This window comes from Sporosarcina koreensis (assembly GCF_042655825.1).
Classification (GTDB): Bacteria; Bacillota; Bacilli; order Bacillales_A; family Planococcaceae; genus Sporosarcina; species Sporosarcina koreensis.
The window spans coordinates 197681-217424 of the sequence record NZ_JBHSNP010000027.1; the positions used below are offsets into that span (position 1 = coordinate 197681).

Sequence of the window (19744 nt, forward strand, 5' to 3'; positions counted from 1 at the left end):
TGAGTTGATTGGCTTTTTAATTTCCCATATACAATTGGAGTGTATTGTCTAAATTATCCGCCGCATAGGCACCGACACTTTATTCTGAATTTTATTCAAAATAGGCAGACACATTTTCTGTGTGAAAATTGTAGCCAGGCGGGAGGGGGTTTTTTCGTAACTGGAGTTGCAGCTGATTGAAGCTTTTAATCAGGTGCTCCCTGCCCTCCTCATCGATATGAAATTCGACGCCGTATCGATTCAGCTCTTTGAACTCGGACTCATGGATGATCTTTCCGTATAATATCATCTCTTCTTCTTCAATCGTCGTTTGGAACTTCAGGGTCATATCCGAACCTACAGGCAGCTTGATGGTCGATAAGAAACGCAAACCTCCGGGCCCGAGATTTTCCACCAAGACTTTCGTGTTCCCTAACTGCACTTTTTTCCCGTTCAGTTCCGAAATTGTCATCATCGCTTCGAGCGGGTATGGGAAATCGATTCTGAAATATTTCCTGCGCTCTTTCCCGAGGGCCGTTTCGATCTCCGGTTTCGCCGTCCTCTCCAATAATTTCTGCATATTTTCTTCAGAAACCGGTCTGCTGAATAAATAACCTTGCATCCTATCGACTTCCAGTCCCAATACAAATTCCTTCTGTTCTTCCGTTTCCACGCCTTCCACGACGACGAGTATGGAAAGCCGATGGGCAAGTTGAATGAGGGACGTCAAAATTTCTGTACTATCCTTATCTTCGGGTATATTTTTCACTATGGAGCGATCGATTTTCAATGTATCCGGTTTGATTTCCAATAGATTTTTAAATGACGCATATCCTGCACCGAAATCATCGAGCGATATGGTTATTCCAAGTGCACGTAGTTGGGCAATTTTCTCCAACGCCTTATCTTTTTGCACCCACATCGCGGTTTCCGTAATTTCAAGGATCAGCCATTCCGGATCCAGCCCATTTTCGTGTAAGATCCTTTCAATTACGCCGATCAAGTCGGCCTGCAGAAATTGGGTCAATGAAAGATTGACGGAGCCTTTCACCATATACCCGGCATCATGCCACTCCCGCAATTTCCGGCATACCGTTTTCAACACCCACTCGCCGATCTTTATGATCAACCCCGATTCCTCTGCCAGCGGGATGAATTCGTCCGGCCTGACGATTCCCCAGACCGGATGATTCCACCGGATAAGCGCCTCCACCGTCACAATCTCGTCCGTACCCGCCTGGACGATCGGTTGATAATAAACGAGGAATTGATCATTATGCAAAGCGTACTGCAGTTCATTCCGCAAATAAAATAATTTGTACGTCTCGACGTTGGCGGAAGGGGAATAGATTCGATACGTATGATGCCCGCCTTTTTTCGCGAGGTAGACCCCGAGCCCTGCATTCTTCATAAGAGTGCCCGAGTCGTCGCCGGATTCGGGATAGATGCTGATCCCGATGCTCGTCGTCAGATAAAGCTCATAGCTTTTCACTTCAAACGGCTGCTCAAATAGGTGTAAAATTGTTTTTGCAATCCTCTCGACATTCTCCTCGGATTGAAGGTTGGCCGTTAAAATGGCGAACTCGTCCCCGCCGATTCTCGCCATCATTTCGATATCACCAGCAAGTGCATGGGGTACTTTTTTAGCAACTTCCTTCAATAAAAGATCGCCGATATCATGTCCGAATGTATCATTTAAATACTTGAAACCGTTCAAATTGAATATGAGGACGGCAAATTTCCGATCGTCTACGTTCGCCAACCTGATTTCGAGGTTCAGCTTCTCTTCAAAGGCGCGCCGATTCGGCAATGCCGTCAAAAAATCATGGTAGGCCATATAATTGATTTCCCGCTCTTGCTTTTTGATATCGGTGATGTCATGGAAATTACAAACTATGCCATTCACAGTCGGATTATCGAGCAAGTTTGTACAAACGACAGTGAAGTTCCTCCACTCCCCATTTTTATGCCGCAAGCGAAGTTCTATCGTAAATGGGGTGTTAGGCCGTTTACGAATCTCGGTAAAGTTTCTTTTGACGATCGGCAAGTCGTCTGGATGTATATAATCAAAGCTTTTCCGTCCTGTGATTTCCTCCACCGTATAACCGAGAATGGACTCAATGGATGGGCTTTCAAAAACGAAAGTCCCTTCCGCATCCAAAATTCCGATGACTTCATGGGAATGGCGAATCAACGACTGAAGCCGTCCCTGCAATTCCTGGATCTTTTCCTCCAACTGATACTCGCTGGACATATTATGCGCCAATCCGTAAAAACCGATCACTTCGCCATCCGCCAATTGAATCGGGGTAAGCGTAACATCTACCGGGAGGATTTTGCCTTTCCTATCCAGCACACGATAGTTTATATATAGCTTTTCTCCTTTCAACACTTCGGCGAAATAGTCTCCCACTTTCTGCAAATCTTCCTTAAAAACAAAATCTAGGTACTTTTTTCCAATGACTTCTTTCGGATCCATACCCAGTAATTGGTTTGTCCCACCACGGACATTCACAATGACACCTTTCAGGTCCACCACAAAAAGCAGGATATCGGGTGAATTTTCAAATACTTCCGGGTAGGAATTCGATTCCTTCTCCAAATAAGCCGTCAACTTTCTTCGTTTATTAATATTTGAAAGCATTTGATCACAACCCCCAAATTCATAGTTTTCCCTTTATACAATTGTATCATATTATTGAAACTTCATAAGAGTATAGACCTATTCAAAAAAGTCGCTGAACAGTCAAAGACATAACAAACACAAAAATCTATTTAGTGATAGTATTTTCATATTTTTGTAGGTATAATGAGGGAAGCACTATTCTTTCTATTTTCACTACTTTAGATTCAGTCAGGGGGAACTTCTTTGTTTAGGCAAAAAGGAAGCGTTCGGAAGAAAATTATTCTAGGGACTTTGATTCCTATTTATCTTCTTACGATGCTGTTCGGATTTGTGTTTTATTACACGTCGATGCGCATTGTGGAAGTGAATGTCATGCCGGAGTTTGAGAAGTCGCTGAGCACCACGATGGATGGTGTGAAGGAGAAAGTGACGGGACGGCTCGTCAATCGCGCATTGCAGGATAAGAATGCGCATAACCAGGTTTTGCACATCATCAATGGCGAGAAGAAAAAAAGCGGTGTGGAAAATATCTCAGTACATAGCATTGTGGACGGCGGAGATATGCTCCTCGCCTTCTCAGATTCCACCGATTATTTGGTACCGCAGGCTTTCAACGCGGACCATAACCGGGCACTTGAAAAGGGCGAAGCATTGTTCAGCGGCGTCTACAAAGATGAGTACGGCGTACATAAATCCCTTTATTACCCGATTCCGGAGTCGGATTCAGTGATTGTCGTGAGCCAGGATGCGTCGTCGATCACCGATCTGCAACGGACAAACATCATCGTTACCATATCTCTTATTGTACTTGGCAGCATTCTTGGCGTCGCAATTCCTTCTATTATATCTCGAAGGATTACGAACCCTCTTCAGGAGTTGGTACGTTTCACCGAAGTTATCGCGCAGGGCGACTTGACGCAAACGGTTCAACTGAAGAGTCAGGATGAAATCGGGCGTCTTGCCCATAGCTTCGAGCATATGAAAAATGAACTGAGCAGTATGATCAAGCATGTAAATACGGCGGCGGACAATGTCGTCAATTCGTCCAGTGAATTGGCATCCAGCGCCGAGCAGATGAGCGAAGTTGTGAACCAATCGACCGTCGCAACGCAGGAAGTTTCGACGTCAAGCGAATCACTTTCCGTAGCAGCCAATCAAAATCTGACGGCACTTGAACAGATAACGGCCGGCATCCAGGACATTGCGGATTCCACTTCAAAAGTGGCGGAAGAGACATTGGAAGTGTCGGAAGCAGCAGAACAAGGAAGCCAGCTGATCACCGACTCGATTGAGGGCATCCATACGATCAACGAATCTGTACAGGCATCAATGAAAATTACGGAAACGATGCATATCCGTTCATCTGAAATCGAGAAGATCATCGGCATGATCACCGACATTTCCAGTCAAATCAACCTTCTCGCATTGAACGCCGCCATCGAAGCGGCTCGTGCGGGGGACGCCGGCAAAGGGTTCAGCGTCGTTGCAAGCGAAGTGCGAAACCTAGCGGAGCAATCTGCCACTTCCGCGAATCAGATCCGTGCGCTCATCACTGAAATGCAAAACGGTTCCCGTCAATCTGTCGAGGCGATGGCGAAAGTGTTTTCCGACGTTGAGCGCGAAACGGTCATCGTCAATGATGCCGGTAAAACGTTCGGAAGCATCATGTCGAAAATCGCGAACATCTCGGATAATGTCCAATCCGTTTCCGCAACGGTCCAGGAAATTTCGGCCGGCTCCGAACAGATATTGGCGTCGACCCACGACACCGTCCAGTCGCTTGAAGTATCATCCGGCCATACGCAAAATATCGCGGCATCCATGGAAGAGCAGCTTGCCTCAATGGAAGAAATGGTTGCGACAACAGATACATTGCACGACTTGGCGACTGAATTGAAAATGGAAATCAGTAAATTCAGGGTGAATGAAGAAGTTCAAGTCGATGAAATCCAGATTGAAGCGCCGAGCGAAGAAATTGAAGATGAAGTGGAAGCACTTGAAGAAGAAAGTTCCAATTAATAATGAAACACCGCCTATCAAATGATGGGCGGTGTTATTGATTTTCACGAATAAAATATCAGCCTGGTGGCACCAACACACTCTAAAACACCGCTTCCTCAAACCCTTTTACATGCAGCTCGCCGTTTTCGATCTCCTCGACGAAATGGCACGCCGCTTTATGGCCTTTGATCATCGATTCATGTGTGCGCAATACAGGCACATCGACCTTGCACTTTTCCTGTGCGAACGGGCAGCGCGTATGGAAACGGCACCCTTCCGGCGGGTCGATCGGCGAAGGGACATCCCCCGTCAGGACGATGTGCTTTTTCTCACGTGTCGGATCTGGCACCGGAATCGCTGAAAGCAAGGCTTGCGTGTATGGATGCTTTGGATTTTCGAAAATCGAATATTTATCGCCGATTTCGACAATCTTCCCTAAATACATGACAATGACCCGGTCTGAAATATGGCGGACGACACCTAAGTCATGGGATATGAATAAATACGTCAATTTGAACTCCCTTTGCAAATCCTGCAGCAAGTTCAGCACTTGGGCTTGAATCGACACGTCCAATGCGGAAACGGCTTCATCGCATATGATGAGCTTCGGATTGACCGATAATGCCCGGGCAATCCCGATGCGCTGCCGCTGCCCACCTGAGAATTCATGCGGATAGCGGTCCGCCTGGTATTCATTCAACCCGACCGTTTCGAGCAACTCGATGATTCGTGCCCTTCTTTCCCTCGGTGGCAGCACATTCTGGATCGTCATCGCTTCGTTAAGGACATCCGCCACGGTTTGGCGCGGGTTGATGGAGGCGTACGGATCCTGGAAAATGATCTGTAAATCCTTCCGTTGCTTCCTCATTTCCCGTTTCGACAGCGACGTCAGCTCATGCCCATTGAATGTGACAACACCTTCAGTCGGTTCTTCCAACCTGAGGATCGCGCGGCCCGTCGTCGACTTCCCGCAACCGGACTCCCCGACGATGCTCACCGTCTCCCCTTCGTAAATCGTAAAACTGATATCATCGACCGCTTTCACATGGTTGATTGTGCGACCCATCATTCCGCCTTTAATCGGAAAGTATTGTTTCAGCCCCTCGACTTTGAGCAATTCTTTTTTCGCCATAGACAACCACCTCCGATTCGCCTTCCCATTTTTCCGAATAAATCCAGCAGCGCACGTCGTTCCCCGCATCATCCTTAAACAGGTCCGGCATTACGTTCCTGCATAGATCCGTCGCCGCCGGGCATCTCGGCGCAAACCTGCAGCCCGATGGCATCTCTTTCGGATTCGGCACATTCCCGCGGATCGACTCCAGCTTCTCAAGCTCCACATCATGCCTCGGCAATGAATTCATCAACCCAATCGTATACGGATGTTTCGGCTTCTGGAAAAGCGTCACGACATCCGAATATTCCACGACTTGCCCCGCGTACATAACGGCAACAAATTCGCATGTTTCCGCAACGACACCGAGGTCATGCGTAATCATGATGACCGACATGCCGAGCCGCTTCTGTAAATCACGGATGAGCCTAAGAATCTGCGCTTGAATTGTCACGTCGAGCGCAGTCGTCGGTTCATCGGCAATTAAAATTTCCGGATTGCAAGCAAGCGCCATTGCAATCATGACCCGCTGCCGCATGCCCCCCGACAATTCATATGGATATTGCTTCACGCGCTTATCCGGCGAAGGGATTCCGACGAGTTTCAACAACTCGATCGATTTCATTTGCGCCGCTCTCTTCCACATATCCTGGTGTTTCATTAGCGACTCGCTGATCTGCTGGCCGACCGTGAACACCGGGTTCAACGATGTCATTGGCTCCTGGAAGATCATCGAGATCGCGTTTCCACGAATATCCCGCATTTGCTTATCCGAATAGGACAGGAGATCCTCCCCTTTGAATCTGACTTTGCCCCCGATGATCTTGCCGTTGTTCGCAAGAAGCTTCAATATCGAAAGCGCCGTAATGCTTTTGCCCGAACCCGACTCTCCGACAATCCCGAGAGTCTTCCCCTCCGGAAGCGTGAAACTGACGCCGTCGACCGCCTTCACTTCCCCGTCATCCGTATAAAAGGATGTGCGGAGATCCCGCACTTCCAATAAATCCGTTACCATGTAAAACACCCCCCTATCAGTTCAAATCGATACGCTTGTTCAAAATGCGATACGATATATCGACGAGCAAATTCACAAACACGAACAGAAATGAAATGACGAGGACGGCTCCCTGAACAATCGGGAAATCCCGCGTCCGGATCGCGTCGATCGTCAGACGTCCCATGCCGTTGATTGCAAAAACCGATTCCGTTAAAACAGCGCCGCCAAGAAAACCACCGAACTCAAGTCCGACAACCGTGATGACGGGAATCAATGCGTTTTTCAGTGCATGGCGATAAATAACGACACGCTCCCCCATCCCTTTCGCCCTCGCCGTACGGATATAATCCTGTCCGATTACTTCAAGCATCGATGAACGGGTCATCCGCGCGATGATTGCTGCTCCCCCAGTTCCGAGTGTGATGACGGGCAAAAGCAGCTGTCGCCAATCTTCCCCCCATCCCGAAGGACGCATTTTCATGAATTCCGGCATCCAATCCGGACCTAGCGCGAACCACTGGATCAACATGAGCCCGAACCAGAAATTCGGCATGGACAGGCCGAAAAGCGCGACAATCATTATTGAGATATCGGACCATGTATAATGGCGGACAGCCGAAATGATGCCCGCAATCAGCCCTAGAAATACGGCAAGAATTGTCGCGTAAAAGGACAGCTCTACAGTCGTCCAAAAACGCGCCTTTATTTCATCCGTGACGGCACGGCCGCTCCGGACGGAATTTCCGAGATCCCCTTGGACGACATTCTTCATATACTTGAGGTATTGCGTAGGTGCCGGTTCATTCAACCCGAGCTTTTCCCGGATCTGCTCCACCGTCTTCGGGGATGCCCCCTCCCCCGCCATGATCTGCGCCGGGTCCCCAGGTATCAAATACATCATTGAAAACACAAGAATTGATACGCCAAACAAGACCGGAATCGTCTGGAGCAGGCGCCTTATAATGAATTTCGACATATATATGCCCCCTCCATCACTTATTCATCTTCGGATCAAGCGCATCCCGCAGCCCGTCCCCAAAAATATTGAATGCCAACACGACAATGACGATCATGACGCCCGGGAATAAAACAAGATGCGGCGCCTGTTGCATATATTGCCTTCCCTCACTGAGCATCGCGCCCCATTCCGGAGTCGGCGGCTTCGCACCAAGGCCGAGGAATGCAAGCCCGCTTGCCGTCAAGACAGCCGTCGCAATCCGCAGCGTCAACTGGACGATAATCGGTGAAAGCACATTCGGCAAAATATGCTTGAAAATGATTCGCCCGTCTTTCGCCCCCAACGCTTTAACCGCGTCGATGTACTCGAGCTTTCGTACAGATAGTGTCGACCCGCGCACGATCCTGGCGAATGCAGGAACGGAGAAGACACCCACCGCGATGATGACGTTCTGTATGCTGCCGCCGAGCACCGAAACGATGGCAAGTGCAAGAAGGATGCCCGGAAATGCGAGCAGGATGTCCATGATCCGCATGATGATCGTGTCCAGCTTCCCGCCATAGTAACCGGAAATGATACCGAGGAAGACACCGACCACACCACCGAGCGCAACTGAAAAGAAGCCGACCTTCATCGTGATCCCCATTCCATGGATAATCCGCGTGAAAATGTCACGCCCGTAATTGTCCGTGCCGAACCAATGCTCTGCGGAAGGCGGCTTCAGTTTATTCGCAATCTGAGTCGTGTTTGGATCCATCGATGTCATGAATGGACCGAATATCCCCGTCAAAACGAAAAATATGACCAGGACACCTCCGACAACTGCCGCTTTATTTTTGCGGAGTCTGCGCCAAAAAGCTTTGTATGCTTCGATTCTCGGACTTGACCGTTTCTGCCCGATTTGTGCAACAGGTGTATGCTGAACCATGTTTGAACACCATCCCCTATTTTGTTTTCTATGAAAAATCAGTATATTGACAGTAGCATATCACGAATAGGCGTTTTGAGGAATCCTTTTTATCATTGTTTTCGTTTTATTTAAAATAATATGATTTTTAAATGATAGACCGGTAAGGTAACTGTTTTGCATCCATCTTTCTTTCAGAAAGTGAATTTATTTAAAAACCCGAAAATTTTCATTTAAAAGTGTAATAATAGCAATTATTCAGAATTTGTATTGTCACTTTCCATATTGTGTGCTATATTGCATCTGACTATTACAAATCCTATTAATCTGCCGGAAATGTAATATGTTAAAAACAAACGGGGGGAACACACATGAAGAAAAATGGCAATGTAAAGTGGCTGTTTGTTCTTGCTTTCGCTTTGTCGATGATTCTTGCTGCATGTTCTGGGGGTGGTTCATCTTCTTCGGAAAGTGGATCGGGGACGGATATTGACGAAGGCAAAGGGAAAGGGATTGAAGGCGGGGACTTGGTGCTCGCGGTTCTATCGGATGCATCTTCTTTGGACCCGGCTGGTTCCAATGACGTGCCGTCTTCCGTTATCCAGGCGAACATTTATGAAACGCTTGTGAAGCGGGATGACAATAATAAAATTATCGAAGGCCTTGCTGAAAAATGGGAAGCCCTCGATGATAAAACGTATGAATTCACACTCCGCAAAGGCGTCAAATTCCATGATGGAGAGCCTTTCAACGCGGAAGTCGTGAAAATGAACTTGGAGCGCGTCCTTGATCCGGATGTTGCATCACCACGCTATTTCCTATATGAAATGATCACTGACATCATCGTAAAAGACGAGCATACCGTACAAATCAAAACGGAATATCCATTTGCTCCTTTGCTCGCCCACCTTTCACATAACGGTGGCAGCATGGTAAGTCCGAAGTCGATCGAGGCGGATTATGCGGCTATGAAAGCCGGTGAGGCAGCAGGTTCCGTCATTGCGACAAACCCTGTAGGAACAGGCTATTTCAAATTTGAAAGCTGGACGCCTGGAGCAGAAATCAAACTCTCCAAAAACGAAGACTACTGGGGGGACAAAGCGCATGTGGACACAGTGACGTTCAAAGTCGTCCCTGAAAGTGCGGTCCGTAACGCAGACCTCGAAACAGGCTACGTTCATATCGCAGATCCAGTCCAACCAAATGAAGTCGCCGGCATCAATGAAGGCAGCTACGCGAAAATCAACCAAAAAGCATCATCCAGCCTTGCATATTTAGGGTTCAACACCGAAAAAGAACCATTCAATGATCCAAAAGTTCGTAGGGCAATCTCCATGCTTGTGAATAAAGACGATATTAGCGAAGGGGTGTACGACGGTTTCGGAGTGCCTGCAATAGGGCCTCTTGCCCCTGGAATCTTCGGCTTTAACAAAGATGCAAAACCGATTGAGTACAATGTGGAAGAAGCGAAAAAACTTCTGAAGGAAGCGGGCTATGAGAATGGCTTCAAATCTTCCATCTGGACGAACGACAATCCACAGCGTCAACAAATTGCAGTCCTATTGCAGGATGAATTGAAGAAGGTCAATGTCGAAGTGAGCATTGAAGTGATGGAATTCGGCGCCTACCTCGATAAAACAGCAAACGGCGAGCATGAAATGTTCATCCTTGGCTGGTCCAACCCGACAGGAGACGCCGACTACGGATTGTACGCACTGTTCCACTCATCCCAAAAGGGTGACCCAGGAAACCGTTCATTCTATGAAAATCCGGAAGTCGACAAGCTTCTCGAACAAGGCCGCCGCGAATCAGATCCGGATGAGCGCATCAAAATCTACAATAAAGTACAAGAGCACTTAATCGAAGACGCTCCGATGGCATACTTGATCCATACGGAATACCTAACGGGCGTCAGCAATAAAATCAGAGGCTTCTCCATCGGCACTGATGGCATCTATAAGCTGAAAGATGTCCAGTTCGTGGAAGAAAAATAATGGGAGGGGATGCTGCCTTTAGGCGGCATCCTTTTTTGTGTGCGGGTGATATATGGGGAGGTGGAAACTTGCTTTGGGCGCGATTAAAAACAAAAAGCCCTGCAGAATCATCTACAGGGCCGTTCGTGTTTCAGTTTTTATTCGCTCCTGGCTTAGGTGCCGGTGCTTCTTCCGCTGCTGCGAAAATGCTGTTCGCAAGCATGCGGTAGTAGTGTTTCGTATGTGCCCGGAAAGCAAGGTCATTCGCGAAAAGCGTGATGGTCGCATTGTCCAATTTCTGAGTGAAGGCAAGGGTTTGTCCCTTTGCACCTTCATGGCCCGGCCACCATCCGGCGACATAGAAGTCATCGGTCGCTTTCACTTTCGCCAACACTTCCGCTCCTTCAGGAACAGCAGTGATCCACGAACCTCTCGTCGTATAGAACAGCTCATCTGGACGATAACCGGCCATCAACGGGTGAGCCACATCCACTGTCGCCTTGATCAGCCCTTCATGTCCGCTTCTTGTCGTCTTGTATTCGAACCCTTCAAGCAATCCTGCTTGATGAACCGCCCTCAACACGCTGTTGCCGATACCGACGAATGTTTTGCCGGCCAGCTCTTTCGGCAGATTAGAATCGGAAACGATGACGTCAGCCTGATTCTCATCCGTCAAATTGAATCCTAATTCTTTCAATGAAAAGATCAATTGATCAGATCCATTGCTTGCCACTTTCGGCGCGGCGATCCATTTCATATCGATCGCTTGGTAAGCTGGCAATACGGCCGCTTCGAACACATAATCGTCCTTGAACGGTGCGACATCTACAGACCTGACGACAAAATCGCCCACTTTGAATCCGAACTTATCTTCCTGGACAATCCCGACGTGCTTGCCGTCTTTCAACAGTTCATTCACCAATCTGATCGTATCGTTATTGACATTCTTCAATACTTGCATCGCTTTTTTCGCATCCACTTCACTTGAAGGCACCGCCACTTCCGTCACTTGCTCGGTCAGCCCTTCAAGCACATCTTCCCCGCCCATTCGCACGTCGACGATATCGAATCCTCTGAGTGCCGGGAAGTTGGCAACGACCGGATCATACATCGCATTCCAGTCGGAGACGTCATCGCCTGCGTACAGCATCGCGTTCGCCAAGCCACGTTTTGCCTGCTTCATCGGTACGATGTAAGCACCTTTAGGATACGTTGTCTGTCCGATTTTGACGTTTTTTGTCGTCCGCTCGACTTTCACTCCATTGCGGATCAAGTATTCAACCATATTGTATACTTCCGACACGTTTTTCTGATTCCTTGGGTCGGTCGGCAGCACATAATAATCCGGGAAGAAGTTTTCATGCTCTCCGCGGACTCGCCCGATCGATTCGCCCGCTGCATTCGTCAACAGCGGATCTACCGCGCGATTATCTTCCCCTTTGACGCCCCGGTCGAAGATTTCGAGCTGCCGTGCATACAGATCATCTTTATTCTCAAACACATAATTGATCATCCCGAGACCAGCCCCGACCATCGCGTAATAGGCATCCTGGCTGAGCGTCGGCACTTCGACAGTATGGCCAAGCGTGCCATGCAGCATCGAGAAAATCGGTGTATAGGAAGGACCCATATCATCCCAGCCGTCTTCATACTCTTCGGACGCCAGGAAATAGGACGTCAACCCGGAGCTGCCGATTCCTGCCTGTCCCATTGCATGCGCCTGCGGGATCATTCCTTCCATTAAAAGATCATATTCGAAGTTCGGATTATGCGGCGGTGTCGCAGGCTCGATGAGGAACCCTTTCACATAACCGTGGCCTTCCATCATCGCAAGAGGCGTCCACTTCGCGATCACTTGATTCAACTGTATCGTTTCGACTTGCGTCTGATACGCATTGTCGCGATTCAAGTCGAAGCCGTTCACGTTCGCCCTCGTATTGTGGACACGGCCGTCCGGGTTATGCGAGAAGTTGAAAATGAAAATGATATGGTCAAGGACCTCATCGACATTCAACACGACTTCTTCATCTGTCCCGTCTTCATTCGTCGTCGTGAAGGTAACTTCGGTTTCTAACGCGAACTTCTTCAATAATCCGGTCTGGAAATCAATCCCTTCCACTTCATCCGGATGGATATTGTTGAACCAGATCGGAATCTGGTAATCGCCCATCGTCCCGTCTTTCAGCTTCGCTAATAAATCCTCAGGTGTTTCAAGCGCAGCCGGCAAAGTGTTCTCCAAATAGTTATTCACCGCGTCTTCATCCTTCGCAAGGACGACAAGGTGCATTTCTTTGCCTTCCACACTCTTCCCTGGACTTTCATAATGCAGATAGCGGTCATTCAATTCATGAGCCTCTTCGAAAATTCGGTCGATGGTAGGCTTGATTTCATCCCATTCCTGGAATTCGTCATATACATTCAACTCGACCGTCGCGGCGGCTTTCACTTCATTCTCCGAATCAACTAACGCAAGCTCGTAGTCCCCGAGCAATTCCTTGTAGATGACCCGGATCGAACGTGGAGAAAGGTCATCCGTCCCGAAAGGCAATCCGAATTCCAGCTCCGCTGCAATCTTCGTTGTGCCATCTACAAAATGAGGCTCTTTCTTCACGAGAATGAACGGCTTCCCGGAATACGATCTCGCAGCCGCATCCCATTGCTTCCATTCATCAAGTGCTTTCCCGCCGAATTGCAGTTCCAGCCCCTCCAAATCGACCTCCCGTCCAAAATCTGCCTCAATCGTCACATCCCGGATTTCCGTCAGCGACAATATCGACCGGCTGACATCCAGTTCAACCGTATCGGCAACTTGGACTGTCTCAGCCGACTGGACAGCTTGCGCAGACAATGGCACCGCTGTCGCAAACACCATGAACAACGCTAAAAACCCGACCAAAAAACGTTTCAACATCTCATCCCCTCTACAATTTTGTATTGTATGATAATAGTCTACAATAATGCGACTATATCAAATTGACAGATAGATAGACAGCGATTTACTTCGAAATCTGAAATACCTCTAAAAATGCACTAAACGGTCCAGGACAAGGTCACTAGCCATTTGGAAACTCCATACAAATCACCCTTCCTCGGTGCCTGTGGGTGGTGCATTTATGACTATGTCGATGTTTGATGTGGTAAAATCAGCGGAATACTTATGAATAGATGGAACGGAAAGGATGGTCGCCCGATGAAGCAGCAACTGATGAAAATGTTGGAGCAACGTAAAGATGAAATGATTCAGATCAGGCGTTATTTACACGAGTATCCCGAGTTATCATTCCAAGAGGAGAAGACGGCACAGTACATTGCCGATTTTTATAAAGGAAAAGATGTTGAAATCCAGACGAATGTCGGCAATGGATATGGCATCATCGTGACGATCGAAGGCGGAAAACCTGGTCGAACAATCGGGTTGCGTGCGGATTTTGACGCACTGCCGATTCATGAGGAGACGGACGTGCCGTTCAAGTCGAAAAATGAGGGCGTCATGCACGCGTGCGGGCATGATGCGCATACCGCATATTTGCTTGTGCTGGCGGATTGTCTGATCAAACTGAAGGCGGAGTTGGCAGGGACGATTAAAGTGATTCACCAGCATGCAGAGGAAGTGCCTCCGGGTGGGGCGAAAAGCATTGTGGAATCCGGGGTGCTCGATGGTGTGGATGCAGTATACGGCATTCATTTATTCCCCACGAATCCGGCTGGCGATGTCGGGTATCATAGCGGCTACTCGATGGCGGGCAGGACTTACTTCAAGCTGCGGATTCAGGGTGTTGGTGGCCACGGGTCATCTCCCCACATGGCGAATGATGCGATTGTTGCAGGCGCACATTTTGTTACCTCGATCCAAACGGTCGTAAGCCGTCGGTTGAATCCTTTTGATATGGGCGTCATCACGATCGGCTCGTTTGACGGAAAAGGGCAGTTCAACGTTATTAAGGATAGTGTCGAACTGGAAGGCGACGTGCGGTATATGACGACGGAAGTCCAGGAGTTGATCAGCAAGGAGATCCACAGAATTGCCAAAGGGATTGAAGAGGAATTTGGTGTGAAATGCGAACTCGATTATGTGCCTGATTATCCGCCACTCTTCAACGATCCGGAAATTACGGCAGAGGTTGTCGCCGCCCTTCAAAGTTCCACGGAGCCTGAAATCAAATCGGTAACGGAATTCCCGATGTTCTCCGGATCGGAAGACTTCGCCTACTACGCGGCGAAGTATCCATCCTGCTTCTTCTATATCGGCAGCAAACCGAAAGGCGTCGAAAAACCGTACTTCAACCACCATCCAAAATGGGAAATCGACGAAGACGCCCTCCTCGTCGCCGCCAAAGCAGTCGCGGAAGTAGTCTGCCGGGGGTAAGTGGTGCCTGTGCAAGGTGCATTTATGACAATTCAACTCAAAGCATATATATTCAACAAAAAGCTGACCAAGTATGATGTGGTCAGCTTTTCTTTTTTACATTATACAATTGTAGTGTATTGTCTGAATTGTACGGGTGACTGTGCACGAAACATTTATGACAATTCATCTTAGTGGGTAAAAATACGCAAAAATAGTGATTAAACATTGAAACTGCTGACTTCTCCGAATCCATTTATACAATTGTAGCGTATTGTCTGAATAGTGTGCTGCACAGGCACCTATTTGAAGGCAAGTCACTGGGCGTAATCGCCGCTGTAGTTGATGAGGGAGCATTCGACGATGCCGGGGATGTCGGAGATTTTTTTCATGAATGCGGTGTTGTCGTCGCGCAGTTTGAGTTCGAGGGTGAGTTCGATGTAGCCTCTCCGGACGTTTTTGGATTTCAATGTTGTGTTCAGTTTTTTCAAGGCGTCCCGTAGTTCATCGGTCGCCGAATCGGTATGCCGGATGATGAGCAGATACGATTGCTGACGAATTTTCTTTCTTGAAAGAATGACAAGCGTCAGACCGATCACCAAGGAGCCGAAAATGGCGAGCGGGTACATGGCCGCGCCGCTAGCGATGCCCGCCGATATCGCCCAGAACATGTAGACGATGTCGAGCGGGTCCTTTACTGCCGTCCGAAACCGCACAATGCTCAGGGCTCCGACCATCCCGAGCGAAAGGACGATGTTCGTGCTAATCGTCATGATGATCAAAGCCGTAATCATCGTCATCAACACGAACGATACATTGTAATTATAGCTATAGACGACGCCGCGGAAGCAGCGACGATAGATCCAGTAGATGAACATGCCGATTGCAAAGGAACAGAGAAAGCCGAAAAGCATGTCGATATAGGAAACACTTTTGAATACATCTAGGTTCAGGACACTTTTCTTTATAATATCATCAAAATTCAACGCATCATTCAATCCCTTAGCCCCCCGGGTACTATTGTTTATAATGAACTATATTCCGCTCTCTGCAAATGACATATTTGGAAATGGCGGAGCGCACAAAATTTTCAGGCTGCAAGATGCGTCTTATATGATCCGGAAGAAATTCATCGAACTTCACTTCCATGATCGTCTGCCCCGGCCCGATCACTTCTTCGAGAATCAAATCGTCATGGAACATATCCATCCCATTCACCCCTGCCGCCAGCCGCTTATCAAAAGTGATCCTCACATTGCCGGCGTGATGGACATAGGCTTCCCTCGTATAATCCGTAATCGCACCAGGCTGGAAATTCCTATACGCTAACGCATGATAGAAATCGCGGCGCAACGGATCAGCCGCGCCCCTCATAATTTCGTAGTCCCCTGCCAAAATGCAGTCATACTCCACTCTGCTCAATGAAGAGGTTTCCTTGTGGACATAGTTTCCGTATTTGCTTTTCCTCTCCAAGTTGATGACCTTGTCGCTCCCGTTATAAATCCGTATCCGGTATTTTTCCCGGTTGAAAATCCCGTCATTTTTATCATACAAGGCATGATCGTGGATGCCGTCGAAATACAGGCTTCGGATTCCGTACCCATCAGTTGAAATGGAATGGGCATCCATCTCGAGAATGGCGGAAACTTTCGACCTCAATGTCATATAATCTTGGATATTGACGTAATACTTCAGCTCATTCCGCAGTTTCTTCCCTTGAAAATACACCTCAATCCACCTCGAATTCCCGGACGCCGAAATAATTTTCTCCCTCTTCGTCCGTATGCAATTCGAAAGAAGTCTGCTCATTGCCTTCGCTGTCCCTCACTGTCACTTTCCAATAATAGATTCCGCTCTGCGGCCGATCCATTTGAAAACTGTTCGTCCGCAAATCCTCTTCGGAGTGAATGATTTCCGTGAATAAAGGATCCTTCGCTACGACAGCCGTGTAAAATAGATCATCCCCTTGCAAGTCGAATGAAATATCCCAGGAGAATATGAGAGTCGTTTCACCATCATCGTCAACGTCATTCATATAAAATGGCTTCGGTTTTTGCAGATCCTCTAAAAACCGTGCAACGGCTCGTTCCGGGGTGTTGATAAGTTGCTGCATCTCCTGCTCATACATGTCAACCCTTTTCGGCAAGTACCGGATGTCAGGTGCCCGATGAAGGAAAGGTTCCACGACGGGGGCATATTTTTCGAGTTGCTCCCCGATTGTTTCTTCATTAATATATTCACGCATTTCTTCCACTTTATCGACGAGAAGCTGGACATGTTCCTCCGTCCGGAAATAGCGATTATGCAAGATGCTCCCCCAATAGTTGCTGATTCCCGCCTGAAATGGCCGAATGCTCTTTTCTTCCCGCTGAAGCTCCCAGGCCCCGTCATAATCCCATGGGAGGATGTACCACTTGTCAGAGTTCAACGGCGAATACAAATAGAAATTGTTTGCATCGGTATCCATATTGTCCATAAGGATGTTGACCGCTGTCCACGTCAAAAAATTATCCAGATCGAAATGGGTGTCCATCACTTCATCGATCGGCTTCTTCAGATCATTCACATCTTCCAACATCGCAATCAGTTTTTCATGTTCTTTTCGGCCCTTGATTGTAAGGATTGATTCAAACATCGCCTTATCGTACGAAGGGGATGAAGTCGGTTTGATCTGACCAGGGTATCTGCCGAACTCGAAGAACCTCACTTTATACAAATAGCCGTGCGAATCGAGCCAATGTGTCTTGAGAAACTTCCCATTCGGCTGCTCGACATGCGTGTACAGGCCGTAATCCTCATATGTGCCGACACTCCTGTTCACAGTCAAATCCTTCACATACAAATGAACGAACTGGGTCCGTAAACTTGTCAAATCCGGGATTGTTTCCATCAAATCAAAAGAAAGCTTATTCCGCACACGGGAAAAATCATTTGAATGCTTATTCAAATTCAAAACCCGCTGATCGTTCCACAATCCCGTTTCATCGAACAGCTTGATTTTGTATGATTTTTGCGCATCGTACCGCGCAGAATTACCGCGAAGGCTAATTTTGGCGTTCGGTAAATCGGCCCCGTAGCCGAACATGCCGGACTGGGGGCCTTTACCGTCATCAAAACCTTCCGCAATTGTAATGCGCAGGTCAGCCGTACTATGCCGATCCGTCATTCGATTCAGTCCATACCAGTCGACCGAATCGGCATCCGGATGTTCGTCTGGCCAAATCGTTATATACAACGCTTTGACGGATTCATCGACATCCCGTTCGTATAGCCGTTTATCCTCTCGCAATTTGCCCGAGTCCATGACATTTCCACCGACAACGGCGTCCCCAGTCGCCTGAACCATTGATTTCTCCGGCTTCTGCTCTGAAGGGGAACAAGCCGATAATGCAACCCCGGCAGCGGCTAATAAAAGAACGGAAACCGAACTTCGCAACCTTTGCTTGCTTTTCAACTTCCCAAGCGTATCAAGCGGTTCCCGGCAAAACGTATAATAGTTAATATGTCGAAGCACATATAACAGACGCAGCAACGTGATTCCCATTACCAAAATCGCCGCAATGAAGAGGCCGGCCCCGTCAATTCCCAGCTTCAACGCTCCATATGTCAGACCCGCATTAAGGATGAAAAACGAGGAGCCGCAAATGAGCACACCTTTTTTATCATCAAAATACATTAATGCATGGAGCATGACGAAGAAGAAGATGAAGAAAAAGAAGCCGAGGACAAGGATGACGAACAGATCGAGCTGCTCCATCGAAAACCCGATTTTCGGCAGCCATAAAAGACCGAGCGCAATCGATAGCAACGAGAAGAGCAGCTGCACTTCAATCAAGAAGCTAATGCCTGCAATCAAGGAGGTCTGCATCGATTCTTTTGCCCGCTTCAACCGTTCGAACGTTCCGCCTGTTACGACATTCGTGTAGAAGATCTTGTATTTTTCATAAAAGGAAGTTTCAACGAGGACAACGAATAGGATGAGTGAAGGAACGACGGATAAATAGGCATAAAACACCGGGAGATCATAAAAAGGCATCAACCGAAAACGTTCTGCCATTATCATCGCATCTGTTTGCAGCCAGTAAACGAAGTTTTGGACAAACACACCGGTATAGACGAATACCCCTGTAAAGAAAATCACCGGATACTTCTTGAAGTACGAAAGGAACGCAAAATACTCTTCTGCCTGCCCGCGGGGAAAGACTTGTTCCAGATGAATCATGAGCAGTGCGGCAACAATGCCGAGCCCGATGACGGATGAACCGGTCGCGATAACGACCCGTTCCGCGTCCGTGTAGGTGAACAGCAGCCATCCTATCGGGACAGTGACGGCGAAACCGATGACAAAGCTTCTGAAAACACGGGCATAATCTTTCAACGCTGACATATACACCGTTTGCAGCCAAATGACAACCAATATCATGAACAACAAATAGGCAATTACTTTAAAGACGCCGCTTTCCGAAACGCCGCTTAGAAATATAAAGGCAACAACCGCTGCAATCGGAAGCGTCAGCAAAAGTGCCCCATAGAAAGATGGAATGATTTTCTCATACTGTCCCTCATACACTTTATCCGCGACGAACCTCGTCAACACCATTGCAATCCCGCTCGTCAAGACGATCGAAAAGATGAAGCCGTACGTCATCGTCGCAATGAATAATTCGGATTCCAAGCGTACGCCGCCGGACAATTCCATCATTTTTCTCAACACGAGCACCAGCGCAATGCAAAGAAGCATCGGCCCCACTGTCATAGCGGATGAATACCCGAATGCCTTGATTGTCCGGACGATGCCCTCTTCCTTGAATAATTTCCGAAGTTCAAAACCGATTCCTGCCAAT

The 19744-nt window shown here is 48.0% G+C and carries 12 protein-coding genes; 3 read left to right on the forward strand and 9 right to left on the reverse strand.

Annotated features, from left to right (window positions below; translation table 11 throughout):
• Positions 1-91: 91 nt before the first annotated feature.
• The gene (locus ACFPTP_RS13670) at positions 92-2623 is read right to left on the reverse strand and encodes an EAL domain-containing protein (RefSeq protein WP_381445861.1); all 2532 of its coding nucleotides are present in this window, start codon (positions 2621-2623) and stop codon (positions 92-94) included.
• 225 nt (positions 2624-2848) lie between these two features.
• Here ACFPTP_RS13670 and ACFPTP_RS13675 point away from each other — a divergent pair, with 225 nt between their 5' ends.
• Positions 2849-4624 carry a methyl-accepting chemotaxis protein gene (locus tag ACFPTP_RS13675; protein WP_381445863.1) on the forward strand — a complete coding sequence of 592 codons (1776 nt, stop codon included), beginning with the start codon at positions 2849-2851 and terminating at the stop codon, positions 4622-4624.
• Positions 4625-4706: 82 nt separating this feature from the next.
• Here ACFPTP_RS13675 and ACFPTP_RS13680 read toward each other — a convergent pair whose 3' ends face one another.
• The 4 genes from ACFPTP_RS13680 to nikC are packed head-to-tail and all read right to left on the reverse strand — an operon-like array spanning position 4707 to position 8603.
• Complete coding sequence (locus tag ACFPTP_RS13680) at positions 4707-5738, reverse strand: ABC transporter ATP-binding protein (protein WP_381445865.1); 1032 nt, start codon at positions 5736-5738, stop codon at positions 4707-4709.
• A complete protein-coding gene (locus tag ACFPTP_RS13685; RefSeq protein ID WP_381445867.1) occupies positions 5683-6735 on the reverse strand; it encodes an ABC transporter ATP-binding protein in 1053 nt (350 codons plus the stop codon). The genes ACFPTP_RS13680 and ACFPTP_RS13685 overlap by 56 nt, the downstream gene beginning before the upstream one ends.
• A gap of 16 nt (positions 6736-6751) precedes the next feature.
• Positions 6752-7693, reverse strand: a complete 942-nt coding sequence (locus tag ACFPTP_RS13690; protein WP_381445870.1) for an ABC transporter permease — start codon at positions 7691-7693, stop codon at positions 6752-6754.
• A 16-nt stretch (positions 7694-7709) separates the two neighbouring features.
• Positions 7710-8603 carry a nickel transporter permease gene (nikC, locus tag ACFPTP_RS13695; RefSeq protein ID WP_381445873.1) on the reverse strand — a complete coding sequence of 298 codons (894 nt, stop codon included), beginning with the start codon at positions 8601-8603 and terminating at the stop codon, positions 7710-7712.
• A 350-nt stretch (positions 8604-8953) separates the two neighbouring features.
• Here nikC and ACFPTP_RS13700 point away from each other — a divergent pair, with 350 nt between their 5' ends.
• Complete coding sequence (locus ACFPTP_RS13700; protein WP_381445875.1) at positions 8954-10576, forward strand: glutathione ABC transporter substrate-binding protein; 1623 nt, start codon at positions 8954-8956, stop codon at positions 10574-10576.
• A gap of 130 nt (positions 10577-10706) precedes the next feature.
• On the opposite strand, the gene ACFPTP_RS13705 is transcribed toward ACFPTP_RS13700, so the two are convergent.
• Complete coding sequence (locus ACFPTP_RS13705) at positions 10707-13463, reverse strand: M14 family metallopeptidase (RefSeq protein WP_381445877.1); 2757 nt, start codon at positions 13461-13463, stop codon at positions 10707-10709.
• 282 nt (positions 13464-13745) lie between these two features.
• On the opposite strand from ACFPTP_RS13705, the gene ACFPTP_RS13710 reads away from it, so the two are divergent.
• On the forward strand, positions 13746-14921 hold the full coding sequence (locus ACFPTP_RS13710; RefSeq protein WP_381445879.1) for a M20 family metallopeptidase: 1176 nt from the start codon (positions 13746-13748) through the stop codon (positions 14919-14921).
• A 296-nt stretch (positions 14922-15217) separates the two neighbouring features.
• On the opposite strand, the gene ACFPTP_RS13715 is transcribed toward ACFPTP_RS13710, so the two are convergent.
• From ACFPTP_RS13715 to pelG, 3 genes are read right to left on the reverse strand one after another with little or no spacing between them, the layout of a single operon-like run.
• Positions 15218-15898, reverse strand: a complete 681-nt coding sequence (locus tag ACFPTP_RS13715; protein WP_381445881.1) for a DUF4956 domain-containing protein — start codon at positions 15896-15898, stop codon at positions 15218-15220.
• A gap of 19 nt (positions 15899-15917) precedes the next feature.
• Complete coding sequence (locus tag ACFPTP_RS13720; protein ID WP_381445883.1) at positions 15918-16628, reverse strand: polyphosphate polymerase domain-containing protein; 711 nt, start codon at positions 16626-16628, stop codon at positions 15918-15920.
• Between the two features lies 1 nt (position 16629).
• Positions 16630-19743, reverse strand: coding sequence for an exopolysaccharide Pel transporter PelG (gene pelG, locus ACFPTP_RS13725; protein ID WP_381445885.1), 3114 nt, complete (start codon positions 19741-19743; stop codon positions 16630-16632).
• Position 19744 lies beyond the last annotated feature (1 nt).

Bases quoted from the DNA above. Each gene is read 5' to 3' on its own strand.
- ACFPTP_RS13670 (WP_381445861.1), bottom strand. From the start codon at position 2,623: ATGCTTTCAAATATTAATAAACGAAGAAAGTTGACGGCTTATTTGGAG.
- ACFPTP_RS13680 (WP_381445865.1), bottom strand. From the start codon at position 5,738: ATGGCGAAAAAAGAATTGCTCAAAGTCGAGGGGCTGAAACAATACTTT.
- ACFPTP_RS13685 (WP_381445867.1), bottom strand. From the start codon at position 6,735: ATGGTAACGGATTTATTGGAAGTGCGGGATCTCCGCACATCCTTTTAT.
- ACFPTP_RS13690 (WP_381445870.1), bottom strand. From the start codon at position 7,693: ATGTCGAAATTCATTATAAGGCGCCTGCTCCAGACGATTCCGGTCTTG.
- nikC (WP_381445873.1), bottom strand. From the start codon at position 8,603: ATGGTTCAGCATACACCTGTTGCACAAATCGGGCAGAAACGGTCAAGT.
- ACFPTP_RS13700 (WP_381445875.1), top strand. From the start codon at position 8,954: ATGAAGAAAAATGGCAATGTAAAGTGGCTGTTTGTTCTTGCTTTCGCT.
- ACFPTP_RS13710 (WP_381445879.1), top strand. From the start codon at position 13,746: ATGAAGCAGCAACTGATGAAAATGTTGGAGCAACGTAAAGATGAAATG.